Here is a 20,609-nt window from a genome sequence, read left to right as displayed (position 1 = left end):
ATTATAAGTATATGGCGGAGCCCCGCCAACAACTATGTTGTTTAGTTGATAAGGCTGTCCTTTGCATATTGTTGGATTTTGTGTATATAAATGTGCAACTGTATTTGTGTCTGTATAAATTTCTCCACATACCCAACCTTGAGTATTATAAAAATTAATAATCTGGGAAGTTCTTTCTTTTAATAATGAAACAGAACTTAAATTATTTCCAAAATAATCAATAGCATTTGGAAAAGCAACATCTATACAAATTACCTTGCCTGCAAGTAAGGTAAATGGGCCAACAGTGCCAATGCCTCGTCTGTCGCCGGGTGTATTGTTTTCTGTAACCTCTGACCAACCTGTTGAATAATTTGGGTCACTACTATAACAATAGTTAGTGTAAACCGAACCACCATAGCCATTTCCTCCATATGTATATGGTGAGCCGTCTTTCCAATATCCATTCAATACATTATAAAACTCTGTACAGGTTAAAGGATCGCCAAGTACCCCTCCGGAATTATTATAATAATTAAATGAATACATTGGTGAGCTGAGAAAAACAACTCCCTGGGCAGGAATTTTTGAACCATATTGCGCATCAGTTGTAAGTCCGTTATATCCATAATATAAGCTAAGAGAACTGTCACATCCTATAAAATCATTGTAAGCATCTCCAATGTCTAAATCTGAATACATTCCTAAATAAAAATCACTGTAATTATTTGATGAATAATTGTAAATTTTGTAGTTGGTAAAAACAGTATTTGCAAGCGCAGAATCAATAGAATTGTATGAATAAGATAATGCATGAACTTCAATTCCCAAAGGCAAACCTCCAGAAGCGTGAGTTCCTACGATGTCATTAAAAATGGATAATATAGCCTGGTCGCCACGTATTAAAGGATAATCGCCATTTTGTGGATCGTATATATTGTTACTGTTTATGTCCACAAAATCTACTGTAGGTGCTGGCCATTCAGAAATAGATTTCGGTATTATGTATCCTGGTTGATTATAATTTAATATATGATTATTAATTTCCGCTTTTGAAATTTTCCATATTCTGTTCCATGTACTATCATCAGCGTATATATTTGTATTTGTAAATAACGGACCTGGCCAGATGTCGGTTACTGAAGATGCATATGGCATTGCAGCTAAATGAAGTAGATTATTCTGGTCAAAACCTCCGAACCAAACAGAAGATGCATAAATTGAAGAAGCTCCTGTATTTTTTGGAACAAGAAAGCCTCCAAGTTGTGCAGGAGTATATACTGGTTGGCCAAATAAAAGACCGCATGCATTTATACCCGCAGCAATATTGTTTGTGTCAAGATAATCGAAACGATATGGTGGAATAGTCAATTTTTTAAATACAATTAATCCTGTTGAATTTCCTGCATAAATATTATTGTTCAAACCTTTTATTGAAGATAAAGCTGTCCAAATAAAACCATTGTTAGCATTAAAATGTGTAAATATTGTACCGTCATATTTTGATATTCCTATTGTATTATATCCAATCCATAAGTTATCAGTATTATCTACATCTAATGAAATTATTGAGTTACTTAATAAGCCATCAACAGTTGTGAGAGTTGTAAAGCTACTCCCATTATATTTTACTAATCCGTTTGTTGTACCTATCCAAATATTTCCTGAAGCATCACATTGTAATGCTTTTATTGAATTTGATGGGAGTCCGTTTGTTGTATTGTAGTTTGTAAATGTTGTGCCATCAAAAACAGAAATTCCGATAGTTGTTCCAACCCATAATTTCCCGGTTAAATCTACACAAAGTGCTGTGATAGCATTTCCAACCAATCCGTTTGAATAGTTATAATTTGTGAAAGTTGTTCCGTTATATTTTGAAATTCCTATTGTAGCTGTTCCTATCCATAATATTCCACCAGAGGCAGCTGTTATACATGATATATTATTAGAAGGTAAACCACTTGTGATGTTATAGTTTGTAAATCCGACTCCATTATTTTTACTTAAGCCATTCAATGTTCCAATCCAAATATTTCCAGATGCATCTGTAGTAAGTGATTTAATATTATTGCTTGGTAATCCTTGTGCTGTGCTATAATTTGTAAATGTTGTGCCATTAAATTTATTTATTCCAAATGTTGTTCCAACCCATAAATTTCCTGAATTATCGGTTGTTAGGCATTTTACATTATTACTGCTTAATCCATCAGTAGTCGTATATAATTTAAAAACCTGAGCTGTATTATTTGTAATTGAAAACAATACAAGAATAACTGGAAGTAGTAATATTTTCATATTAAAAAGCTTAAATTTTAGGTCTATAAATTTAATGTTAAATATTTATAATAAAAGCAATGATTTACCTAACAGCGTGCATTAACCTCTTAACAGCGTGCATAGTCAGTTTATCTGTAAATTATTAAAAATTATTATTTATAGCATTTTATTATTTTCCTATTCAATGGTTCGTGTTTCACTATCCACTTATGTGTATATTTTTTATGTTAAGTGTCCACGCTAAACATAAAGATTCTACTTTTTGTGGCTCGTGTACTCTGCTGCGGTTGATTATACGCGATGATTTTTGCTGCAATTTCAATTTTTCTAAATATTTTCAAAAATTCTCTAACTTTGAAGCATAACTATTTTTAAAATTATGGCTGCTTACAAACGTATACTTTTAAAATTAAGCGGAGAATCGCTGATGGGTGATAGTAATTATGGTATCGACACAAACCGTTTAAATGAATATGCCCAACAAATAATTGAAGCTTCTGAACTCGGTGTTGAGATTGGAATTGTAATTGGTGGAGGAAATATCTTCAGAGGATTACAAGGAGTAAATAAAGGCTTCGACCGTGTAAAAGGCGACCAGATGGGAATGCTTGCAACTACAATTAACAGTATTGCATTACATTCAGCAATAGAAAGCCTTGGAGGTAAAGCAAAGGTATTAACTTCTATTAGAATGGAGCCTGTTGGTGAACTTTACAGCAAAGCAAAAGCAATAGAATTAATGAAACAAGGAGTTTGTGTTATTATTGCAGGTGGTACAGGTAATCCGTTTTTTACTACCGATACTGCTTCTGCATTACGTGCAGTTGAAATTGAAGCAGATGTGTTACTTAAAGGAACCAGGGTTGATGGAGTTTATACTGCAGATCCTGAAAAAGATAAATCGGCAACCAGATATGATGAATTAACTTATGATAAGGCATATAAAGACGATTTACATGTAATGGATTTAACTGCGTTTACCTTGCTTAAGGAAAATAATATGCCGGTTTTAGTTTTTGATATGAATAAAAAAGGAAACTTAAAACGAATAATTTTGGGCGAAAAAATTGGAACATTAGTAAGAAATTAAATATTTTTACAGAACTTTTTTAAATTTATTACCATGACCGAAGAAGTACAGTTTTGCTACGATTCAGCATTAGAACAAAATGAAAAGGTGTTGAAACATCTTGAACATGAGCTTTTAAAAATTCGTGCAGGAAAAGCATCACCAATGATGCTTGACAGTATTTATGTTGATTATTATGGTGCAAGAACTGCTTTAAGCCAGGTTGCAAATATTGCTACGCCAGATCCTCGTAGTTTAGTTGTTCAGCCATGGGATAGAAATATGATTGAACCGATTGATAAAGCTATTCAGGCAGCAAATCTTGGTTTTAATCCTCAAAACAATGGAGAACTAATCAGAATAATTGTTCCGCCATTAACTGAGGAGCGTCGTAAACAGCTAGTTAAACAAGTAAAAGCAGAAGGTGAAACAGCAAAGGTTGGAATCAGAAATACCCGTCGTGATGCAAATGAGGAATTAAAGCAGCTTAAAAAAGATGGAATATCAGAAGATGAAATTAAAGAAGCCGAAGAAAAAATTCAAAAACTTACAGATAACTTCATTAAAAAAGTTGATGATGTTTTGGATTTGAAAGAGAAAGATATAATGAGTATTTAAAAATAAAAAGTCTGCCAGAAGCAGACTTTTTTGTTATAATTCTTTTGTCATTCAGAGCCCTTCCTTTGTCAGGATAAACTCCGCGAAGAACAGTTTCTAGCGAAGCTAAATCTAGTGTAGTTTACAAAGTATCTCGAACTAGATCCTTCGTTCCGTTTTACTCCACTCTGGATGACAGAAAAAAGAGTAGAATGTCATTCAGAGCGAAGCGAAGAATCTAGTGTAGGGTTTCAAAGTATTACGAACCAGATACTTCGTTACGTTGCACTACTCCGCCGCTGCGGACTGGATGACAAATCACCCAATTGTCATTCAGAGCATAGCGAAGAATCTAGTGTAATATACAAAGTATTTCGGACTAGATCCTTCGTTCCGTTACACTTCTCCGCCGCAGCAGAGTGAAGAACAGCTTATAGCGAAGGTAAATCTAGTGTAAATAAATTTTTTATATTTGACAAAAAATTAATAGTAATGAAACCAATCGGTTGTCATAATTATTTTACATATATCATAACAAACTACGATAAAACTGTTTTGTATACAGGTGTAACAAATGATATTGAAAGAAGATTATTTGAACATAAATTAGATTCAGACACTAGAAAATTAACCTTTGCTGGAAAATACAATTGTTTTTATCTTTTGTTTTACGAACACCATTCAAGTATTGAACATGCTATTGAAAGAGAAAAAGAAATTAAAGGTTGGAGTAGAAAAAAGAAAGAAATTCTGATTAATAATTTTAATTCCAAATGGGAGTTTTTAAATGATAAAATAAAAGATTGATTGTCATTCATAGCGAAGCGAAGAACAGTTTCTAGCGAAGCTAAATCTAGTGTAATATACAGTATTTCGGACCAGATCCTTCGTTACGTTATACTCCACTCTGGATGACAAAAAGAATACTGTCATTCAGAGCCCTTCCTTTGTCACGATAAACTCCGTGAAGAATAATCACAAAACTGAACAATACACCCTTGTCATTCAGAACGAAGTGAAGAACAGTTTCTAGCGAAGCTAAATCTAGTGTAAAATACAAAGTAGATCCTTCGTTCCGCTATGCTTCACTCTGGATGACAAAAAGAATACTGTCATTCAGAGCCCTTCCTTTGTCAGGATAAACTCCGCGAGGAACTTTCTCACCGAAGGTAATCATAATAAATATTACTCGGTGCAATTACAACAGATATCAATATTCTTCCTGTTGTTAAGAACATTGTTCCGAAAAGAATTTAGCTTCTGGTTTTTCCAATGTGTTTCAAAATCAAAATCTTTAATGCTCCCAATTATATAATTTGCATTCTTGTCATAACAACATGGAATAAGGTTGCCATCCCATGTGAACACAGCATTAGTCCAAAGTCTTAGGCAGCGATTTTGTATTTCTGATTTTAGAATTAAATCGCCAAAATTATTCTTAATATATCTATTGTATTTGCTTATGCTTGATAAAAAGTTACTGTTGTTATAAATCTGCATTGATTTTAATTCAAGCCTGTTTGCGCCATAATATTCTGTTAAATGTTTTACTGCATTAATTTCATGCTCGTTATATTTGTTAACAAGCATCTGAATTACAATTAAAGGGAGATTTGTTTTTTGTTTTATCTTCGATTCCGACAGAGTTTTAATACCTGTTGTGACCATTGTTAAATTGCCGCCTTTGCGATATTTGTTGTATGTTTCATTTGTTGCACCATCAACAGAAATAATTATTTTTTGAATACCTGTTTTTACAAGTTTGTCGCATGTGGCTTCATCTAAGAAATGCCCATTTGTAGAAACGCAAACAAACATTTTCTTTTTTATGGCATAACTTATCATTTCTGTAAGTTGAGTATGAATAAATGGTTCGCCCTGTAAGTACAAATTAAGGTAAAAAGTCTTTTTGTAGATCTGATCAATTATTAAATGAAAGATTTCAGTATTTATCTTACCTAAAGGGCGGGTTAGTAAATTATTGCCTGTAGGGCATTCGGCGCAATTTAAATTGCAATTTGTTGTGGGTTCTATAGAAACTGCAAATGGGTTAGCCCATATTTTAGTTTTTCTTGTAATTAAAGAAATCCAATAGCTAAAAATTAATTTGTGCAGATTCCAAAAACGAGTAAAATCTATAAGTTTAATAATTTGATATAATTCTTTTCGCTTTTGCCACATATACAAACCTACATGAATTTTATAAAATACACAAGTTCAAAAAAGCAAATAAAAAAAGAAGCTGTCCTTGCGAGACAGCTTCTTACCATTAAAAATATACTATTTGATAATTACTTCAAATAAGTCGCATTTACCATTAAGGTACTAAAGAATTATATGTGAATCCTTCATTTAATAATTCCTGAATTGAACATCTTAAAAGAGCTCTTACATACTCAGGATTATGTAAACCACAACTATAATCTTTAACAACTAAACAGAAGTTAATATATGCACCCATCTGACCTTTTGTTAAAGCAGGGAATTTTGGTAATGCATTATTTGCAGCAATCTGTGCAGCTGTCCATGTTCCTCCTGGAGCTGGATTTCTGAATTGTCCTGTTAAATTAGCTCCACTTGTATTGTAGATATTAAAACTACCATTGTAACCTGATGTTGTAGTTGCGAAATATCTTTTGTTAGTTGTATAATCAGGATCTTTTTTAAGTAATGAAACGTTACCTGATTGTAATATACGATATAATGAATCTAATTTTGCATTGATCTCAGCTTTGAAAGCTGTTAATGTTGCATTTGAATTACTCATTGGAGTACTGTGGCAACCTGCAACGTTACATCCTTTGTAGTTCATAATTTTTGAATATGAAGTACCACCAGCTGATGTATCATAATGAGCTACGTTAAATGAGTGACCACCTGTAAATTCGGTTGGTGCAGCCATATGACAACTCTGACATGAAGCATCTGTAGCATGTATAGAAGTTGCAGACATAGTTCCTGAATATCCGAACTGAACACCACCCTGACCTGAATAAATAGCACCATTTGGACCATAATGGAAAGGTGATGAAGAAGAAGGGATATATTTGTTTGGATAAGCATTACCAACTGCTGAATCATACCATACTTGTGTTGGATTTGCAGCTAAGTCATAATAATCAACAGAGAAACCATTGTTTTTGTTTGGTAATGTACCTAATGTATTAATGTTTAAATTACGTGGTTGGTGACATTTAATACAAAGATTGGATTGTGAATTTGCCTGAGTCATGTTAATTGTTTTTGGAGCCCATAAAGTTGGAGCAGTTCCACTTGATACTGTTGGGAACAATGCCATTGGAATTGGAGCAGTTGTATATAATTTCATAGAGTCAACTGCGGCACCTTTATGACATGTAAAACATGAAATTTTTCCTGGCATTGATTGCATTGCTGAAGAAGCAGCAGCACTTGCAGCATATGAATATGAAAATGTTCCTGAAGTTGCATTATAATTATAAGTTGGAACAACAGCAGCATCAACTACTGAGTGGAAACCTTCGTTTGAGTGACAAGCAGCACAGGTTGTTGAAAAACCTTCGCCAATTGCAAGTTCAGCACCCTGATCGTGGCCAGAGAATTCGATTTCATAAGCAGCATTTTCTAAAGCTTCAGCTAATGGAGATGAAGTTGTTGAATTATGATCATGGCATTGTAAGCAATTTACTGATAATACACCGGCAGGACCTTGAGGACCAACTGGACCAATAGCTCCGTCGTTACCTGCAACACCTTGTGGACCGGTAAGATTTGCTGTTGTAAATGTAGAAGCATCAGAATAAGTAATAGTAAAAGTACCGTTTCCATTATCAACAGTTGAAACTATACCATTACCTGCAGGACCAGGAGTTGAACTACCGGATGTTGCTGCATATATTGCGTAAGGAACTGATAATAATTGTTGAGTTGCAACAATAGAATAACTTGTTCCACCAGCTGGATCAGTTTCTGTTTTAATAAAATAAGGACCTGCTGACCAGTTAATTGTTGTAAAGTCGCCAGATACAAGTGTACCACCACCAATTTGAATAGTTGCTAAACCATTAATGTTAGTTGTTGGCATTTGTGTTTCTACATAAACTGCAGTACCACTAGCTGAACCTTGTAAAATGCTTACCTGCATTCCAACCGGAAGGTTTGCTAATAATGCATTACCTGCATTACGTACTACAACCTGATAACTGATAAGATTTGGAGCTTGTGCAAAAGCATTAGTGAAAATGCCATTGAATGACAATAATAACATTAATGCTAAACTAAAATTACGTACTGTTTTTTTCATTGTTTATTAGTTTTTGTTGATTTTAAAATTTTTAGATTCGTTTTCGTTGTTATATACTTTAACAAAGTATGATGCACTTGCATAATCTCTCATTAAAATATTTGTTTCGTTTGATGACATTTTTGCAGATTGTAATAATTTGCCGTTCATATCAAAAAGCTCATATCTTAAGTTATCTGCATTTGTGCCTTCAACGCTTATTACAACATAGTCACTTGTTGGATTTGGAAAAAGCGATACGTTAGCATTAAACTTTGCAGAAATTGAAACTGTAAAGATTTCATAAGGTTGTTGCATTCCCTGATTAATGTTACCAGTTGTGCCTGTAGCGGAAATGTTATTAGTTTCTCCAATGGTATAGGTTATTGAGCCACCCGATCCACTGGCTTCTCCGCCGGCAGTAACAGTGCCCTGCTGAGCGAAGATTGTTGTCCCCCATCCCAGAAGGCAACAAATCACGAAAATTGCTTTTGTCATAGATTTGATTTTAGATTAATTATTGTTAGAAGTTGGAATTAATTATTTGTCAATTACCAAAGTATGTTTTTCGTTATTCACTTTTAAAAAGTAAATTCCGTTAGAATATTTCGATAAGTCAATTGTTTTTACTGAACCATTATTCTGATTAATAGTTTCATTATAAATAATTCTTCCTGTATAATCTTCAATTGAGATTTGTTCATTTGAAAATGCTTTATTGAAAGAAATATTAATAATTCCATTAGAAGGATTTGGGAAAATACTAAATGAAGAGTTTAAAGAATTTTCATTTATACCATTATATATATAGGCTAAAGTATTTGAAGTCGATGTGCATCCATTAGCATCTGTTACTATGGTATAATAACTTCCGTTAGAAGTTGGTGAGTATGTTACTCCTGTCTGACCAGCAATTATTCCGTTTGTTTGCTCATACCATTGATTACCGGTTGTTGCAGTTGAGTTTAATGTTCCGGTTGTTTCTGTTATTGTTACAGGAGCTACTGTGTAAACACCGGTATTAAAGGTAGCTGAAGTTGCAGTTGTTGGGTTTGCACATGCTGCATTTGAAGTCATTGTACAAACAACTGCCTGACCATTTGAAAAAACTGCAGAATATGTATTATTTGTTCCAACAACGTTTCCATCTACTGTCCATGAGTAAGTTGGAGTACCACCATTTGTTGGTACAGCAGTTAAAACTACTGTAGTACCAGGACAAACAGTTGCTGCACTAGGATTAACTACTACAGAAGGAACAACTGTTGGATTAACAGTAATTAAATTTGTTTGTGTAGAAGTGTTATTTCCGCCTGCATTTGTTGCTGTTAAGGCAACTGTATAAGTTCCTGCTGTTGCATAGGTATGAGTTGGGTTTTGGCTTGTAGATGTTTGACCGTCACCAAAATTCCATGCCCATGAAGTTGGGGTATTTGTACTCTGGTCGGTAAAAGAAATATTTCCATTCTCACAAATATTTGTTGTATTAGCAGCAAAGCTAGCAACTGGAGCAGCTGCAGAAGGTTGCCAATCTAATACCATACCTGTAAAATTAGCTTCATCAGCAGGAGTTAAATGTACTGCCGATGCGCCTTTTGTAAATGCAACAGTTGTATTTGCAGTATTTGTAGTTGTACTCCATGTAAATTCTACTCTTACTTTGTAAGTTCCATCTGCAACTAATGCACCCGCAACATCTGTTGCATTCCAGGTAAAACTTAATGGTGTTCCATAACTTGATAATGAAGCTCCAGTTGTTGCATCAACTACGTTTAAAGCAGAACTTGCTTTCCACAATGGTAAGTGGTTGTGAGTGCCTGTTGCATGAGTATCAGCTCTTTTTAGCTTGGTTTTAACAAAGGTATTTGAACCATTTTCAATCCATAATACTACATAATGGTCAGTACCATAGCTACCGGAATGTGAAGTTAAATTAACTGTAAAAGTTAATGTTCCTGGTGTTTGAGCATATATACCAGAAGTTAAAAACATGCAAGAAATAAGCACTAATAATGCGCTTAAGTTTTTTAGTAAAGCTTTTTTCATAAAAAATAATGTTTAATAATTTTGATGTGTAAATTTAAAAGAAACAATAATAATGATGTCTAACACTATATAAATGAATTAAAAAATATAAAAAAGCTAAAAATCAGATAAATAGAGAGCAAAAAGCATGTATAAAAAATAAACAATATATGTAGATAGAATATATAATATGCTAAAAAACAGAAATCTAAGTATGGTGATTTGCAGATATGTGTTATTCGGCACTAGTAATAGATGTTTGAAAACATAAAATAATATGTTGATTAGCTATAAAATACAAAGTATTGAAGTTAGATAACTGTTGATTTAAGTATAATGTTATGTTTGTCAGTTATACGCAACAGACAATGTACAGAAAAGTAAAAAATATAATGAAATATATTTTTATTAATCTGATCTGAATTTCAATTAATGTATTTAAGTATATAAGTACGAAATAAAAAAAAGAGCCAATAATAAAATATTGACTCTTTAGGGATTATTAAACAGACAAACTAATTTGATTCAAGAACTTTAAAAAGCTCATCGAGTTTAGGGGTTAATATAATTTCAGTTCTACGGTTTTTTGTTCTTGCTTCAGGTGTTTTTGAAGGGTCAACAGGTAGGTACTGACTTCTTCCTGCTGCCATTAATCGTTTTGCATCAATCTTAGAATTTGAAAGTAATATTTTTACAATAGCTGTTGCACGTTTTGCACTTAAGTCCCAGTTGTCTTCAATGCCATTTGTGCCTTTAAAAGTAACATCGTCAGTATGACCTTCTATTACTATATTGATGTCGTTGTTTTTTTCTAATACAACTGCAAGGTCTTTTAATGCTTTTTGTCCTTTTGGATCAACATCCCATTTTCCTGACTGGAATAAAAGTTTTTCATCAAGTGAAACATATACCTTTCCATTTTTCTGAACTACAGTAAGTCCCTTGCCTTCATATCCCTGTAATGCATTTGATACTTTATCTTTTAATACTTTAACCATAGAATCTTTTCTGCTTAAAATACCTTCAAGTTCAATTAAACGTGCATTTTTCTTTTCAAGAGCTGAATTTTTTTCGTCGATTTGAGTGGTAAGTTCATCAAGATTAGCTTTTTTCTCGTTTAGGTCTTTCTCCATCTTTTTTAGGTCGTCTTCCTTTTTTTGCAAAATTTCCTGTAATTGTTGTAATTGAACAAGTAGCTTTTTTGCCTCATCTGAACTTTCTATATTTTTTAGTTTCAGTTTTGACATTAATTCATCATTCAACTGATTTATTTTATCGTACTGAACTATCATTTTTCTTAGTGATGTTCCAAGTGTTAAAGTATCCAGTTGTAAAGCGTCAAGTCGTTTTTGATATTTACTGGTATTAAGATCTGTTTCAGCAGATTTTTCAGTCAATTCTTTATTCAGGTTTTTTAAATAATCACGTTCTTCTTCGCATTTAGTATTTCTTGTTTTCATATCCTGATATTGACGAACAGGAACACATGAAACTGAAATTAACAGGAATAGCATAGCTCCTGTTGTAATTGGGTTTGCAAATAACTTCATAATCTGATTGATTAATAAATAATAGTCAAACCTAACTGATTTTAAGGTAGATTAAATCTGTATAATTGTAATTCTTTTAACATCTTTATGTTGAAAAACTATTAGTATATTTAATAAAGTAGATTATTGTAATCTTACATTTGTGCAATTCTAAACTTAAAAATCAAATAAAATGAAAAAATTTATTGTATTTACTTTATTACTTGCAGTTACAGGAATATTCACACAATCTTGCAAAACTGAGTCACAGTTTAAAACCGGAATGTCTGTTGCTGCAAAATGGACTGATGGGAATTATTATCTGGCTACAATTAAAACTATTACAGGCGAAACTTATGCTGTTGATTATGCCGATGGCTCGAATGGCGAAGTAAAAGTTACCGATTTAAAATTGATTACCGAGAAATCAGATTTAAAAGCAGGTGATAAAGTACAGGCTGTATGGGCAGGCGCAAAGTTCTATCCTGGTAAAATTAAAGAACTAAAAGAAAAAGGAGCTATAATAATTTGGGATGACGGAACAACTGAAAGTGAAGTGGTGTTTGGTAAAATAATGAAAATGTAACAGACAAAATAGTTTTTAAAAAGGGGCTGCAATAAATTGTAAGCCCCTTTTTTTATAAATTATATTTATTAAAAATTTCTTTTCTTACTGGACAATTGCAAATATTACTATCTCCAAATATAATATTATAATTACAATTTAATTTGTCGGTACATTCTATAAAATGAACAGAGTTGGCAATGCACTTTTGTACTTTGCAATAAAGATGTTCATTGTTTGTTAAGCATGAGAAATCTTTGTTACAATTCTTTGTCGAATTAATAATTTCTTCATTAATTTCCATAAACAATAATAATATGTAAAGATATGATGATAAATAATAAGTAATGCTTTATTGAGATGTTATTTAGCAGTTTATATATAATTATACCTTAAAGCCAATTAAAGTTACATCATCTATTTGTTCATTTGTACCTAACCAGTCAGTAAAAATTTGTTCAATTTTTATTTGTTGGTCATTCATAGATAATCTGTTATTTGTTATCAAAATTTCTTTAAGTTGTTTTGATTTAAACTTTTTGTTGTTTAATCCACCAAACTGGTCTTCAAAACCGTCACTCATTAAATATATGCTATCGCCCTTATTTAATTGAAAAGTCTGATTTGTAAACGGATCCATTCTTTCGTGAATTGCAACAGGCATTTTGTCACCCTTAAATTCAACTAAATTTATTTTGTCATTCAGAGGCGCAGCCGAAGAATCTAAAGTAGATTTTGTTGCGCAAGAAAATTGTTCTTCACATTCGTTCAGAATGACAGGAGGGATAATATATACCGGATTATTTGCACCTGCAAACTGCATTTCAAGAGTTTCAAGATTTATGGTACACAAAGCCATGTCCATTCCATCTTTTTGCTCGCCACTTTCGCCCTTTTGTTTTAATGCGTTTATAATTTCTTTTCTTAACTTCTTTAGTATTAATGCAGGTTGAACTATATATTCTTTTATAACAATATCCCTAAGAAGTGAAGTTCCAAGCATGCTCATGAAGGCTCCTGGTACTCCATGCCCTGTGCAGTCAGCAACTGTAATTATTAATTGATTTTCTATAACAGCCCACCAGTAAAAATCTCCACTTACTTTATCTTTTGGTTTAAACATAATAAAGTGTTCCGGTAAATGCTGGCTTAAAATTGCCTGATCTGCCAAAATCGATGTTTGAATTCTTTTTGCATAGTCAATACTTTGTGAGACCTGTAAATGAATTTCTTCAATATGGTCGCGTTGTGTAATTACTAAATCTCTTTGAGCCTCAATTTCGTCGCGCTGTGCTGTAATTTCTTCTTTTTGAGTATTTATTTCAACATTCGCATTTTTAAGTGCTATGTTATTTTCGGAGATTATTTTGTTAGCTTTCTTTTTTAATAAAAACATTCTGAAAACTATTGTTGAAACAACGATCAGAAAAACAAGTACACTTATGATAAACATATTAATCCATCTCTGTTTTTTCACTTCAAGAGTTTGAATGTTTTTTTCTTTCTCTAGTTTATCTATTGTTAACTGTTTAGTTTCAGATTGATATTTTGACTCCATTTCTTCAATGGTTTTATTTTTTTCTTCATTAAAAATAGAGTCTTTTGTTGATATATATATGTCTGAAAATTTTAATGCTTCTGTTGGATTTCCTGTTTCTTTGTAGGCTTTTTTCAGATAACCTGCAACGTCATTAATTCTGGTAAGCGATTTAATTTCGTTTGCGATTTTATATGATTCTAATCCATACTCGATAGCTTTTTTATAATTGCTTATTTTTTCTTGTTTTGTTTTAGAAACAGAGTCAGCAAGAATTATATATTGCAATGAAATATTACCCAAATCTAATGACTCTCCATTTTTATCGCCTATTTCTTTTACGATTTTTAGTGATTTTAAAAAATATTCAATAGACTTATTGTAATCGCCTATTAAACCATATGTTGATCCAAGGTTACTATAACTGTCGGATAATCCACTTTTGTCATCAATTTTATTTGCATGTTCTAGTGCTTTGTTATGGTTATCAATAGCCAGACTATAATAATTTAGTTTACAGTAAGAAACACCTATGCCGTTATAGCAAAGGCAGATACTTTTATTGTCTTCAGCTTTTTTTGCAAGTACTAATGCTTTTTTAAAATAATCTAATGCTTTTAAGTGATTAGATAAATGTGAGTGAAGAGCACCAATATTATAATATCCGCCCATTACTCCAAATTCATCACCTAACTCCTGATCAATTTTAAGTGATTGTTGAAAGTAATTTATAGCCAAATCAAAATTGCCTTTATTTTGATATACTAACCCCAGGTTATTTGTTGAAATTGATAAGTATTTTTTATCATTTATTTCTTTTGCAATCTCACCTGTTTTTGTGAAAAACTCAATAGCCGCATCGTAATTACTAAAAAGTAAATTTGAGTTACCTAGATTATTGTTACAGCCTGCAAGACCCTTTTTGGCTTTTAAAACTATATTTTCGTTTTTTGAACTTAATAATTTGCTATATTTTTTAATTGCTTTATTAGTAATGTTTATTGCAGTATCAGCTTCTGACTTGAAAATACAGTATGCCCATGCTTTGGATTGCAAAGAATAGGCATTATATAATTGCGATATCTCATCATTATTATTTGTTATACTTATTGCTTTATTGTAAAATATGATTGATGAATCCGGATTATATGCAAGAAATTCATTCCCAAGTTCAACAAACAATCTTGCTTTAACAGTGTCGTTAGTAGCAGATTTAATAAGCTTAAGTAAATTGTCAATATTTTTTTCCTGTCCCTTTGCTATAGTGCATAATATTAACGAAATGATGATAAAGAGTATCGTGTTTTTCATAAAAGCGGGTTATTAATTTTTTTTAAAAATACTTTTTCTATTTCTTTTACCCAAAATTGATTGCAACTTTGTAAATAAAATTATAAACAATGAAAACAGTATTAATTACCGGAGCATCAACAGGTATTGGAAAAGAGTCTGCTATTTATTTTGCAGAACGTGGATGGAATGTTGCAGCTACAATGAGAAATTTAGATTCAACAGATTTTAGTAGGTATCCAAATATTGCAAAATTCAAACTTGATGTAAATAATGAGAAAAGTATTTTGGATGCAATAAATTCTACTATTGAGAAATTTGGTGCTATTAACGCAGTGGTAAATAATGCCGGTTATGCAGCAGCAGGAGCTTTTGAATGTGCTTCTCAGGATCAGATTAAGAAACAGTTTGACGTAAATGTTTTTGGGTTGATGAATGTAACTAGGGCAATTCTTCCACATTTCAGACAAAATAAAAAAGGTACTATTATTAATTTAGCATCTGTTGCCGGACATGCCGGATTTCCAACATTTACATTATATAATTCAACCAAATTTGCTGTTGAGGGTTTTAGCGAGGCGCTTCAATATGAATTAAGGCAATTTAATATTAAAGTAAAAATTGTTGAACCCGGTCCGATAAAAACAGATTTTTATGATCGTTCTATGGATAAAATTGAAAATCCCAATATTAAGGATTATGATAATTTTATAAATCCAGCTATGAAAAAAATGAACGAAATGGGGATGAAAGGATTACCTCCAAAAGCTGTTTCAAAAAGAATATATAAAGCTGCAATGTCAACTTCTTATAAGTTAAGGTATCCTGTATCAATACAGGCTGCTGCAATGATAAGTTTAAGACATTTAATGCCTGGTTGTATTTTCAGGTCAGCGGTAAGGATGATAATGAAATAAAATTAGTTCTTTTTACTAAGATTCATAAAGTAGGTCCCTTTTTCACTGTTACCATGTTGGGTAAAATATTTTGCCATTCCGTAACAAAGTTTAGGGTTATCTGGATTTTTTTGTAAGGCTTTTTCCCACCATACTGTTGCAGCGAGTGTGTCATGTCTTAACAATGCATAATTTCCAAGATTTATATAAGGTAAATCAGTTACGCTGTCAATTGTTATTATTTTAAAATTAAGTTCGGCAGCTTTAATGGAGTCATTCATTAAATAATAAATGTTAGCCATTTCTGAGAGTGTTTGGATATGATTAGAGTCTATTGCTAAAACTTGTTTATATAAATTTATAGAATTTAAAGTGTCTCCTGTTCTTATCAAACAATTTGCAAGATTATACTTTGCTTCTAAATAATCGGGTTTTATTTTTAATGCTTTATCGAACCATACTTTTGCCGTTTGGGGATTATTGTAAAACGTAAGATAAACTAATCCAATGTTATTAATTGATGTGTAATAATCAGGATAAATTTCAAGTGATTTGTTATAATGATATATTACCTTTTCAAGGTCAGCAGAATTTATTTTATTTCCGTCAACAGCATTTACTTTTATTTCATTAAGTGTAAATGTGGCGAATGAAGTATGTGCCTTTGCAGAATTTTCAAGATTTTCAATGTCAGCTGTTAATAAAGTTTTATAGCTTTTCCATTGCGTGTTTCTGTTAATTGTTTGGATTGAGAAAATAATACAAATAATAGTAACAATCCATATGATTCTTGTTTTATTCTTTTTATATACTGGCGAAACTTCCGGGTGTTTTTGTGTATATTGTTGAATAATACCTGAAATAGCAAGAAAAAATCCCAAAGATGCAATAAACAGGAAACGCTCTGCAACGATGCCATTAACCGGAAAAGCAAAGTTGGCATATACAGAAATACTAACTAAAAACAAAAGTATTCCAAAAGAAAATAAAGGATTCTTGCGAATATTTTTTAGAGTAAAAAATGCCAAAGCAATAAAAATAGCTAATGATAAATATACAAGTGGCGACGAAAATGATGCAATGTTTACAACGTTATATCCATAGTAAAATAGAAGAGGATAGGGGAATAACATCATTTTTAAATAGTAAAGCAAAGTATAAAATCCGGTGGCAAGTTTTACTACAAAACCGTGTGTTTCGTGTAATGGATTCTCAAAATAAAATAAAAGTTTTTGTTCGTTTGGTAAAATCCAATCTGGTAATTTAATGGCTATATACCCAACTATAAATAATAGTATTGTGCTTAAAATTATTTTAAAATATTTATTTAAAAAAGTTCCGGAAATATTTTTTGAATTTGGTGCAAAATAGCATACTAATGGTGCTATTGCTGCGAAAGTTATTCCATTTTCTTTAGTTAAACATGTTGCAAAAAATACAATTAATCCCAAAGGTAACCAATACCATTTTTGAGAATTATGTAAGCTGATAAAAATATTAATTGTAGCAATTCCAAGTAATAAAACTAATAAATCTTCTCTGTTTTTTAAACTGTTAATTACTTCGGTATGTGTTGGGTGTGTAGTGTATAAAACTAGTGCAGAAAATAATATCCAAAGAGGAATTTGTGGAAAAATATTTCTTACTAGCTTGAACGCAAAAAATACACAAAAACAATATAACAAAATGTTTATTAAATGACTTAAAGCAGGTGTGTTTCCCCAAATACTTTGCTCAATTGCAAAAGTAGATCGTACAATTGGACGGTAACCAAATGTATTATCCTTTTCTGTCCAGTAATGTGTTGTAAATATTTCGGGAATTGCACTTATTCCTTTTTCAATAGTTGGATTATTATACACAACAAAGTTATCATCAAAATTGTAACCGTTCCACAATGTATTAAAATATAGAAGAAACGATATTATAAAAAGCCAGTGAGCGGCTGTTATCTTTGATAAAAATAAATTTTGTTGCTTTTTTGATTTGTTCTTGTTCATGGCAATAACTATAGTTCAAACCTACAAGAAATTTTGAAAAAAAGCAAGTGAAAATAAAATAGACTAAAAATCGAAAATTATCCCAATTGAAGGTAATACTGTACCTACTCCGGGTGATGAAATAGTTCTTAAAACGTATCTTGTAGGATCATTTGGATCGATTACTTTATTCCCATCAACATCCATATTTGTAATTCGCCCTTGTTCCTCTGATTTAAAATTGTATGCGTTTTGAATGTCGAGATAAAACTTTAAACTGCTATTCTTAAAATAAACTGTTTTATCAACTCTTACATCAAGCTGATGAAAAGGTTTAAATCTTTTACTGTTCACGTTGTTATAGTCGTAATATGGTAAACTTGTAATATCCCAGGCAGCAATTGAGGATGATTTTTGTATGTCGTATGGAGTATAAGGTAAGCCTCCTGCAAAACGCCATTTTAAAGCAGTACTCCAGTTCCTTTTTAATTTTTTATTTGCAGAAATAATAAATATGTGTCGGTTGTCCCATGATGCGGCTGAATATTTTCCATATTTATCCTGAAATTCAGCTTTTGCAAAAGTGTAAGAAATTACGACATCAATTTTCCTATTAAAATCCGATCTGAATAGTAGTTCGGCACCATATGCTTTGCCTTTATTAATAGAATTTACGGCTTCGTTGCCAACCACACCAAAATCTGTTGGACGAAATGCAATACTAATTGAATCGTTAATAGAAAATGGATAGTTTGAGTAAAACTTCATAAAACCTTCAAGTGTAACAAGTGTACCTCTGTAGGGTTGGTATTCTAATCCACCTATTATATGGTCACTTGAAATGTATTTAATGTTATTTTGTTTATTTGAATATTCACCTGAATTATTCTTATAGCCTAATGTTGTATATGCTGGAAGCTGATAGTATTTTCCAATATTTGCATTAAAACTGATTTTCTCTGATAATCTTAATGCAGCTGAGAATCTTGGTGAGAATTGGTTTAGTGGATTATGCATATTGTTGTTATATTCTGCAGCGTCAGTGCGTATTCCAAGTGAGAGAGTTAATAAATCTGAAAAATACCTTTTGCTGATTTGAGCAAATAGTCCGTATTTAAATAAATCAAGAACTGCATTATAAGAAGCAGTATCGACCATATTATTTACAAAAATCTTTTGAAATGTGTTATTGTTATATTTGGCATATTCCAGATTAATTCCGTAATTTAGTTTTAAGTTGTTAGTAAACTGCATATTGTTTTCGAGCCTGAATTTATTTTCAATTTCCTGACTAACATAATCAAGTATTTTATTAGTGGCTAGTGAATTGTCATTGTTCAAATATTTATACTGACGATTGTTAAGCATGTTTCTGCTTAAAACTAAAAGCGAATAACCATTTGCCCTATAGTGCTTATAAACACCGCCAATAGTATAACTCCATTGCTCGTATATGGGCAAATAGTTTAAAATATATCGTTGATTCTCGGTTGGGTTTTTAATTTTTAGATCAAGCTTTGACTGATCGAGTCCACCTACGCTAACAATTGTAATTTCATTTTTGTCATTAATTTTATACTTACTTTTCCATTGGTAATCGTTATATGTAGGTAAAAATGGTAAGCCAATAGCTTTAAAAAGCAGACTCAGGTAAGATCTTCTTACTGAAAAAATGAAATTAGTTTTCTTTGTTAATGGACCATCAGTAGTAAGTGCTACTTCAGAAGCACCAAGGCAGCCTCTGAACCTTAATTTTTCTAAGTTTCCGTCAATTTGTTTAAAATTAAAAATTCCGCTAAGTGCGTTTCCACGATTTGCAGGGAATGCACCGGAATAAAAATTTATTTCGCGAATAAAATCAGCATTTAATATTCCATTTGACCCGCCTGATGCACCTTGAGTTGCAAAGTGATTAATGTTAGGAAACTCTACGTCGTCGAGAAAAAATTTACTTTCATTTGAAGCACCACCACGAACAATAACATCGTTTCTTCCGGGCGCTGGTATAGCAGCAACTCCCGGAAAAGATTGAACTATTTTAGAAATATCGCGATTTACTCCGGCACTGTTTTCAATTTCAGAAATGTTTATACTTCTTAACGAAACAGGACTTTCTTCTCTTTTTTCAAATTTCTGAGCTGAAACATTTACCTCATTTAGTTCATATTTATGCTCATTTAATTGTATTTCAATATTAGCAGTTTTTCCATTTATAATCTGAATGTCATTTGTTGTTAATGATTCAAATCCTATTACAGTTACTATAAGATGAACAAATCCCGGATCTACTTCCGAAAATTCAAATTTCCCATCAAAATCACTTGAAGTTCCGATTTTTGTTCCTTCAATTGAAATATTTGCAAAAGGAATGACTTCGTTATTTTTTGAATTAAGCACTTTGCCCACAATTTTTCCATGCTGGGCAAGCAAATGAGTACTAAATAAAGTAAGCAGGATAAAATAAAAAATTTTCACTTAAATATTTTTTACAAATGTAATATGTAATATAGAATTAATCTAAATAATTTTAAAAAAATTTGATAAAAATCTGATTTTGTTTTACTCGGGATAATAATTTAGGGATAAAATGCTTTCTTTTGAATTT

14 protein-coding genes are annotated in these 20,609 nt (G+C 31.8%); 5 read left to right on the top strand and 9 right to left on the bottom strand.

The window, feature by feature from the left end; genetic code table 11:
- On the bottom strand, positions 1-2,274 hold a 2,274-nt coding region (locus HY951_18135), incomplete at its 3' end, for a hypothetical protein (GenBank protein MBI5541981.1).
- A 361-nt stretch (positions 2,275-2,635) separates the two neighbouring features.
- Here HY951_18135 and HY951_18130 point away from each other — a divergent pair.
- From HY951_18130 to HY951_18120, 3 genes are all read left to right on the top strand, one after another.
- A complete protein-coding gene (locus tag HY951_18130) occupies positions 2,636-3,346 on the top strand; it encodes a UMP kinase (protein MBI5541980.1) in 711 nt (236 codons plus the stop codon).
- 33 nt (positions 3,347-3,379) lie between these two features.
- A complete protein-coding gene (gene frr, locus HY951_18125; protein MBI5541979.1) occupies positions 3,380-3,943 on the top strand; it encodes a ribosome recycling factor in 564 nt (187 codons plus the stop codon).
- A 471-nt stretch (positions 3,944-4,414) separates the two neighbouring features.
- Positions 4,415-4,729 carry a GIY-YIG nuclease family protein gene (locus tag HY951_18120; protein ID MBI5541978.1) on the top strand — a complete coding sequence of 105 codons (315 nt, stop codon included), beginning with the start codon at positions 4,415-4,417 and terminating at the stop codon, positions 4,727-4,729.
- A 378-nt stretch (positions 4,730-5,107) separates the two neighbouring features.
- Here HY951_18120 and HY951_18115 read toward each other — a convergent pair whose 3' ends face one another.
- The 5 genes from HY951_18115 to HY951_18095 form a co-directional block, all read right to left on the bottom strand.
- Positions 5,108-6,103, bottom strand: a complete 996-nt coding sequence (locus tag HY951_18115; protein ID MBI5541977.1) for a radical SAM protein — start codon at positions 6,101-6,103, stop codon at positions 5,108-5,110.
- Between the two features lie 136 nt (positions 6,104-6,239).
- Positions 6,240-8,204 (bottom strand): hypothetical protein, encoded by a 1,965-nt coding sequence (locus HY951_18110; protein ID MBI5541976.1) that lies wholly within the window; start codon positions 8,202-8,204, stop codon positions 6,240-6,242.
- A gap of 6 nt (positions 8,205-8,210) precedes the next feature.
- A complete protein-coding gene (locus tag HY951_18105) occupies positions 8,211-8,681 on the bottom strand; it encodes a T9SS type A sorting domain-containing protein (protein MBI5541975.1) in 471 nt (156 codons plus the stop codon).
- Positions 8,682-8,723: 42 nt separating this feature from the next.
- Positions 8,724-10,229 (bottom strand): DUF2271 domain-containing protein, encoded by a 1,506-nt coding sequence (locus HY951_18100; GenBank protein ID MBI5541974.1) that lies wholly within the window; start codon positions 10,227-10,229, stop codon positions 8,724-8,726.
- 494 nt (positions 10,230-10,723) lie between these two features.
- Positions 10,724-11,758, bottom strand: coding sequence for an OmpA family protein (locus HY951_18095; protein ID MBI5541973.1), 1,035 nt, complete (start codon positions 11,756-11,758; stop codon positions 10,724-10,726).
- Positions 11,759-11,930: 172 nt separating this feature from the next.
- Here HY951_18095 and HY951_18090 point away from each other — a divergent pair, with 172 nt between their 5' ends.
- On the top strand, positions 11,931-12,323 hold the full coding sequence (locus HY951_18090) for a DUF4537 domain-containing protein (GenBank protein MBI5541972.1): 393 nt from the start codon (positions 11,931-11,933) through the stop codon (positions 12,321-12,323).
- A 364-nt stretch (positions 12,324-12,687) separates the two neighbouring features.
- On the opposite strand, the gene HY951_18085 is transcribed toward HY951_18090, so the two are convergent.
- Positions 12,688-15,150, bottom strand: coding sequence for a tetratricopeptide repeat protein (locus HY951_18085; protein MBI5541971.1), 2,463 nt, complete (start codon positions 15,148-15,150; stop codon positions 12,688-12,690).
- 89 nt (positions 15,151-15,239) lie between these two features.
- Between HY951_18085 and HY951_18080 the strand changes: the two genes are divergently transcribed.
- Positions 15,240-16,046: an SDR family oxidoreductase gene (locus HY951_18080; protein MBI5541970.1), complete on the top strand. Its 807-nt coding sequence runs from the start codon at positions 15,240-15,242 to the stop codon at positions 16,044-16,046.
- Between the two features lie 2 nt (positions 16,047-16,048).
- On the opposite strand, the gene HY951_18075 is transcribed toward HY951_18080, so the two are convergent.
- Both HY951_18075 and HY951_18070 read right to left on the bottom strand, forming a co-directional pair.
- Positions 16,049-18,025 (bottom strand): hypothetical protein, encoded by a 1,977-nt coding sequence (locus HY951_18075; GenBank protein ID MBI5541969.1) that lies wholly within the window; start codon positions 18,023-18,025, stop codon positions 16,049-16,051.
- Between the two features lie 63 nt (positions 18,026-18,088).
- Positions 18,089-20,479, bottom strand: coding sequence for a TonB-dependent receptor (locus HY951_18070; GenBank protein MBI5541968.1), 2,391 nt, complete (start codon positions 20,477-20,479; stop codon positions 18,089-18,091).
- Between the last annotated feature and the right edge of the window lie 130 nt (positions 20,480-20,609).

Source organism: Bacteroidia bacterium, assembly GCA_016218155.1.
Classification (GTDB): domain Bacteria; phylum Bacteroidota; class Bacteroidia; order Bacteroidales; family GWA2-32-17; genus GWA2-32-17.
This window is presented reverse-complemented; position numbering and strand designations above follow the sequence as displayed.

Coding starts and splice junctions, on each gene's coding strand:
- HY951_18085 (MBI5541971.1), bottom strand. CDS start 15,150: ATGAAAAACACGATACTCTTTATCATCATTTCGTTAATATTATGCACT.
- HY951_18130 (MBI5541980.1), top strand. CDS start 2,636: ATGGCTGCTTACAAACGTATACTTTTAAAATTAAGCGGAGAATCGCTG.
- HY951_18115 (MBI5541977.1), bottom strand. CDS start 6,103: ATGTGGCAAAAGCGAAAAGAATTATATCAAATTATTAAACTTATAGAT.
- HY951_18075 (MBI5541969.1), bottom strand. CDS start 18,025: ATGAACAAGAACAAATCAAAAAAGCAACAAAATTTATTTTTATCAAAG.
- HY951_18105 (MBI5541975.1), bottom strand. CDS start 8,681: ATGACAAAAGCAATTTTCGTGATTTGTTGCCTTCTGGGATGGGGGACA.
- HY951_18095 (MBI5541973.1), bottom strand. CDS start 11,758: ATGAAGTTATTTGCAAACCCAATTACAACAGGAGCTATGCTATTCCTG.
- HY951_18080 (MBI5541970.1), top strand. CDS start 15,240: ATGAAAACAGTATTAATTACCGGAGCATCAACAGGTATTGGAAAAGAG.
- HY951_18100 (MBI5541974.1), bottom strand. CDS start 10,229: ATGAAAAAAGCTTTACTAAAAAACTTAAGCGCATTATTAGTGCTTATT.
- HY951_18090 (MBI5541972.1), top strand. CDS start 11,931: ATGAAAAAATTTATTGTATTTACTTTATTACTTGCAGTTACAGGAATA.
- HY951_18110 (MBI5541976.1), bottom strand. CDS start 8,204: ATGAAAAAAACAGTACGTAATTTTAGTTTAGCATTAATGTTATTATTG.
- HY951_18120 (MBI5541978.1), top strand. CDS start 4,415: ATGAAACCAATCGGTTGTCATAATTATTTTACATATATCATAACAAAC.
- frr (MBI5541979.1), top strand. CDS start 3,380: ATGACCGAAGAAGTACAGTTTTGCTACGATTCAGCATTAGAACAAAAT.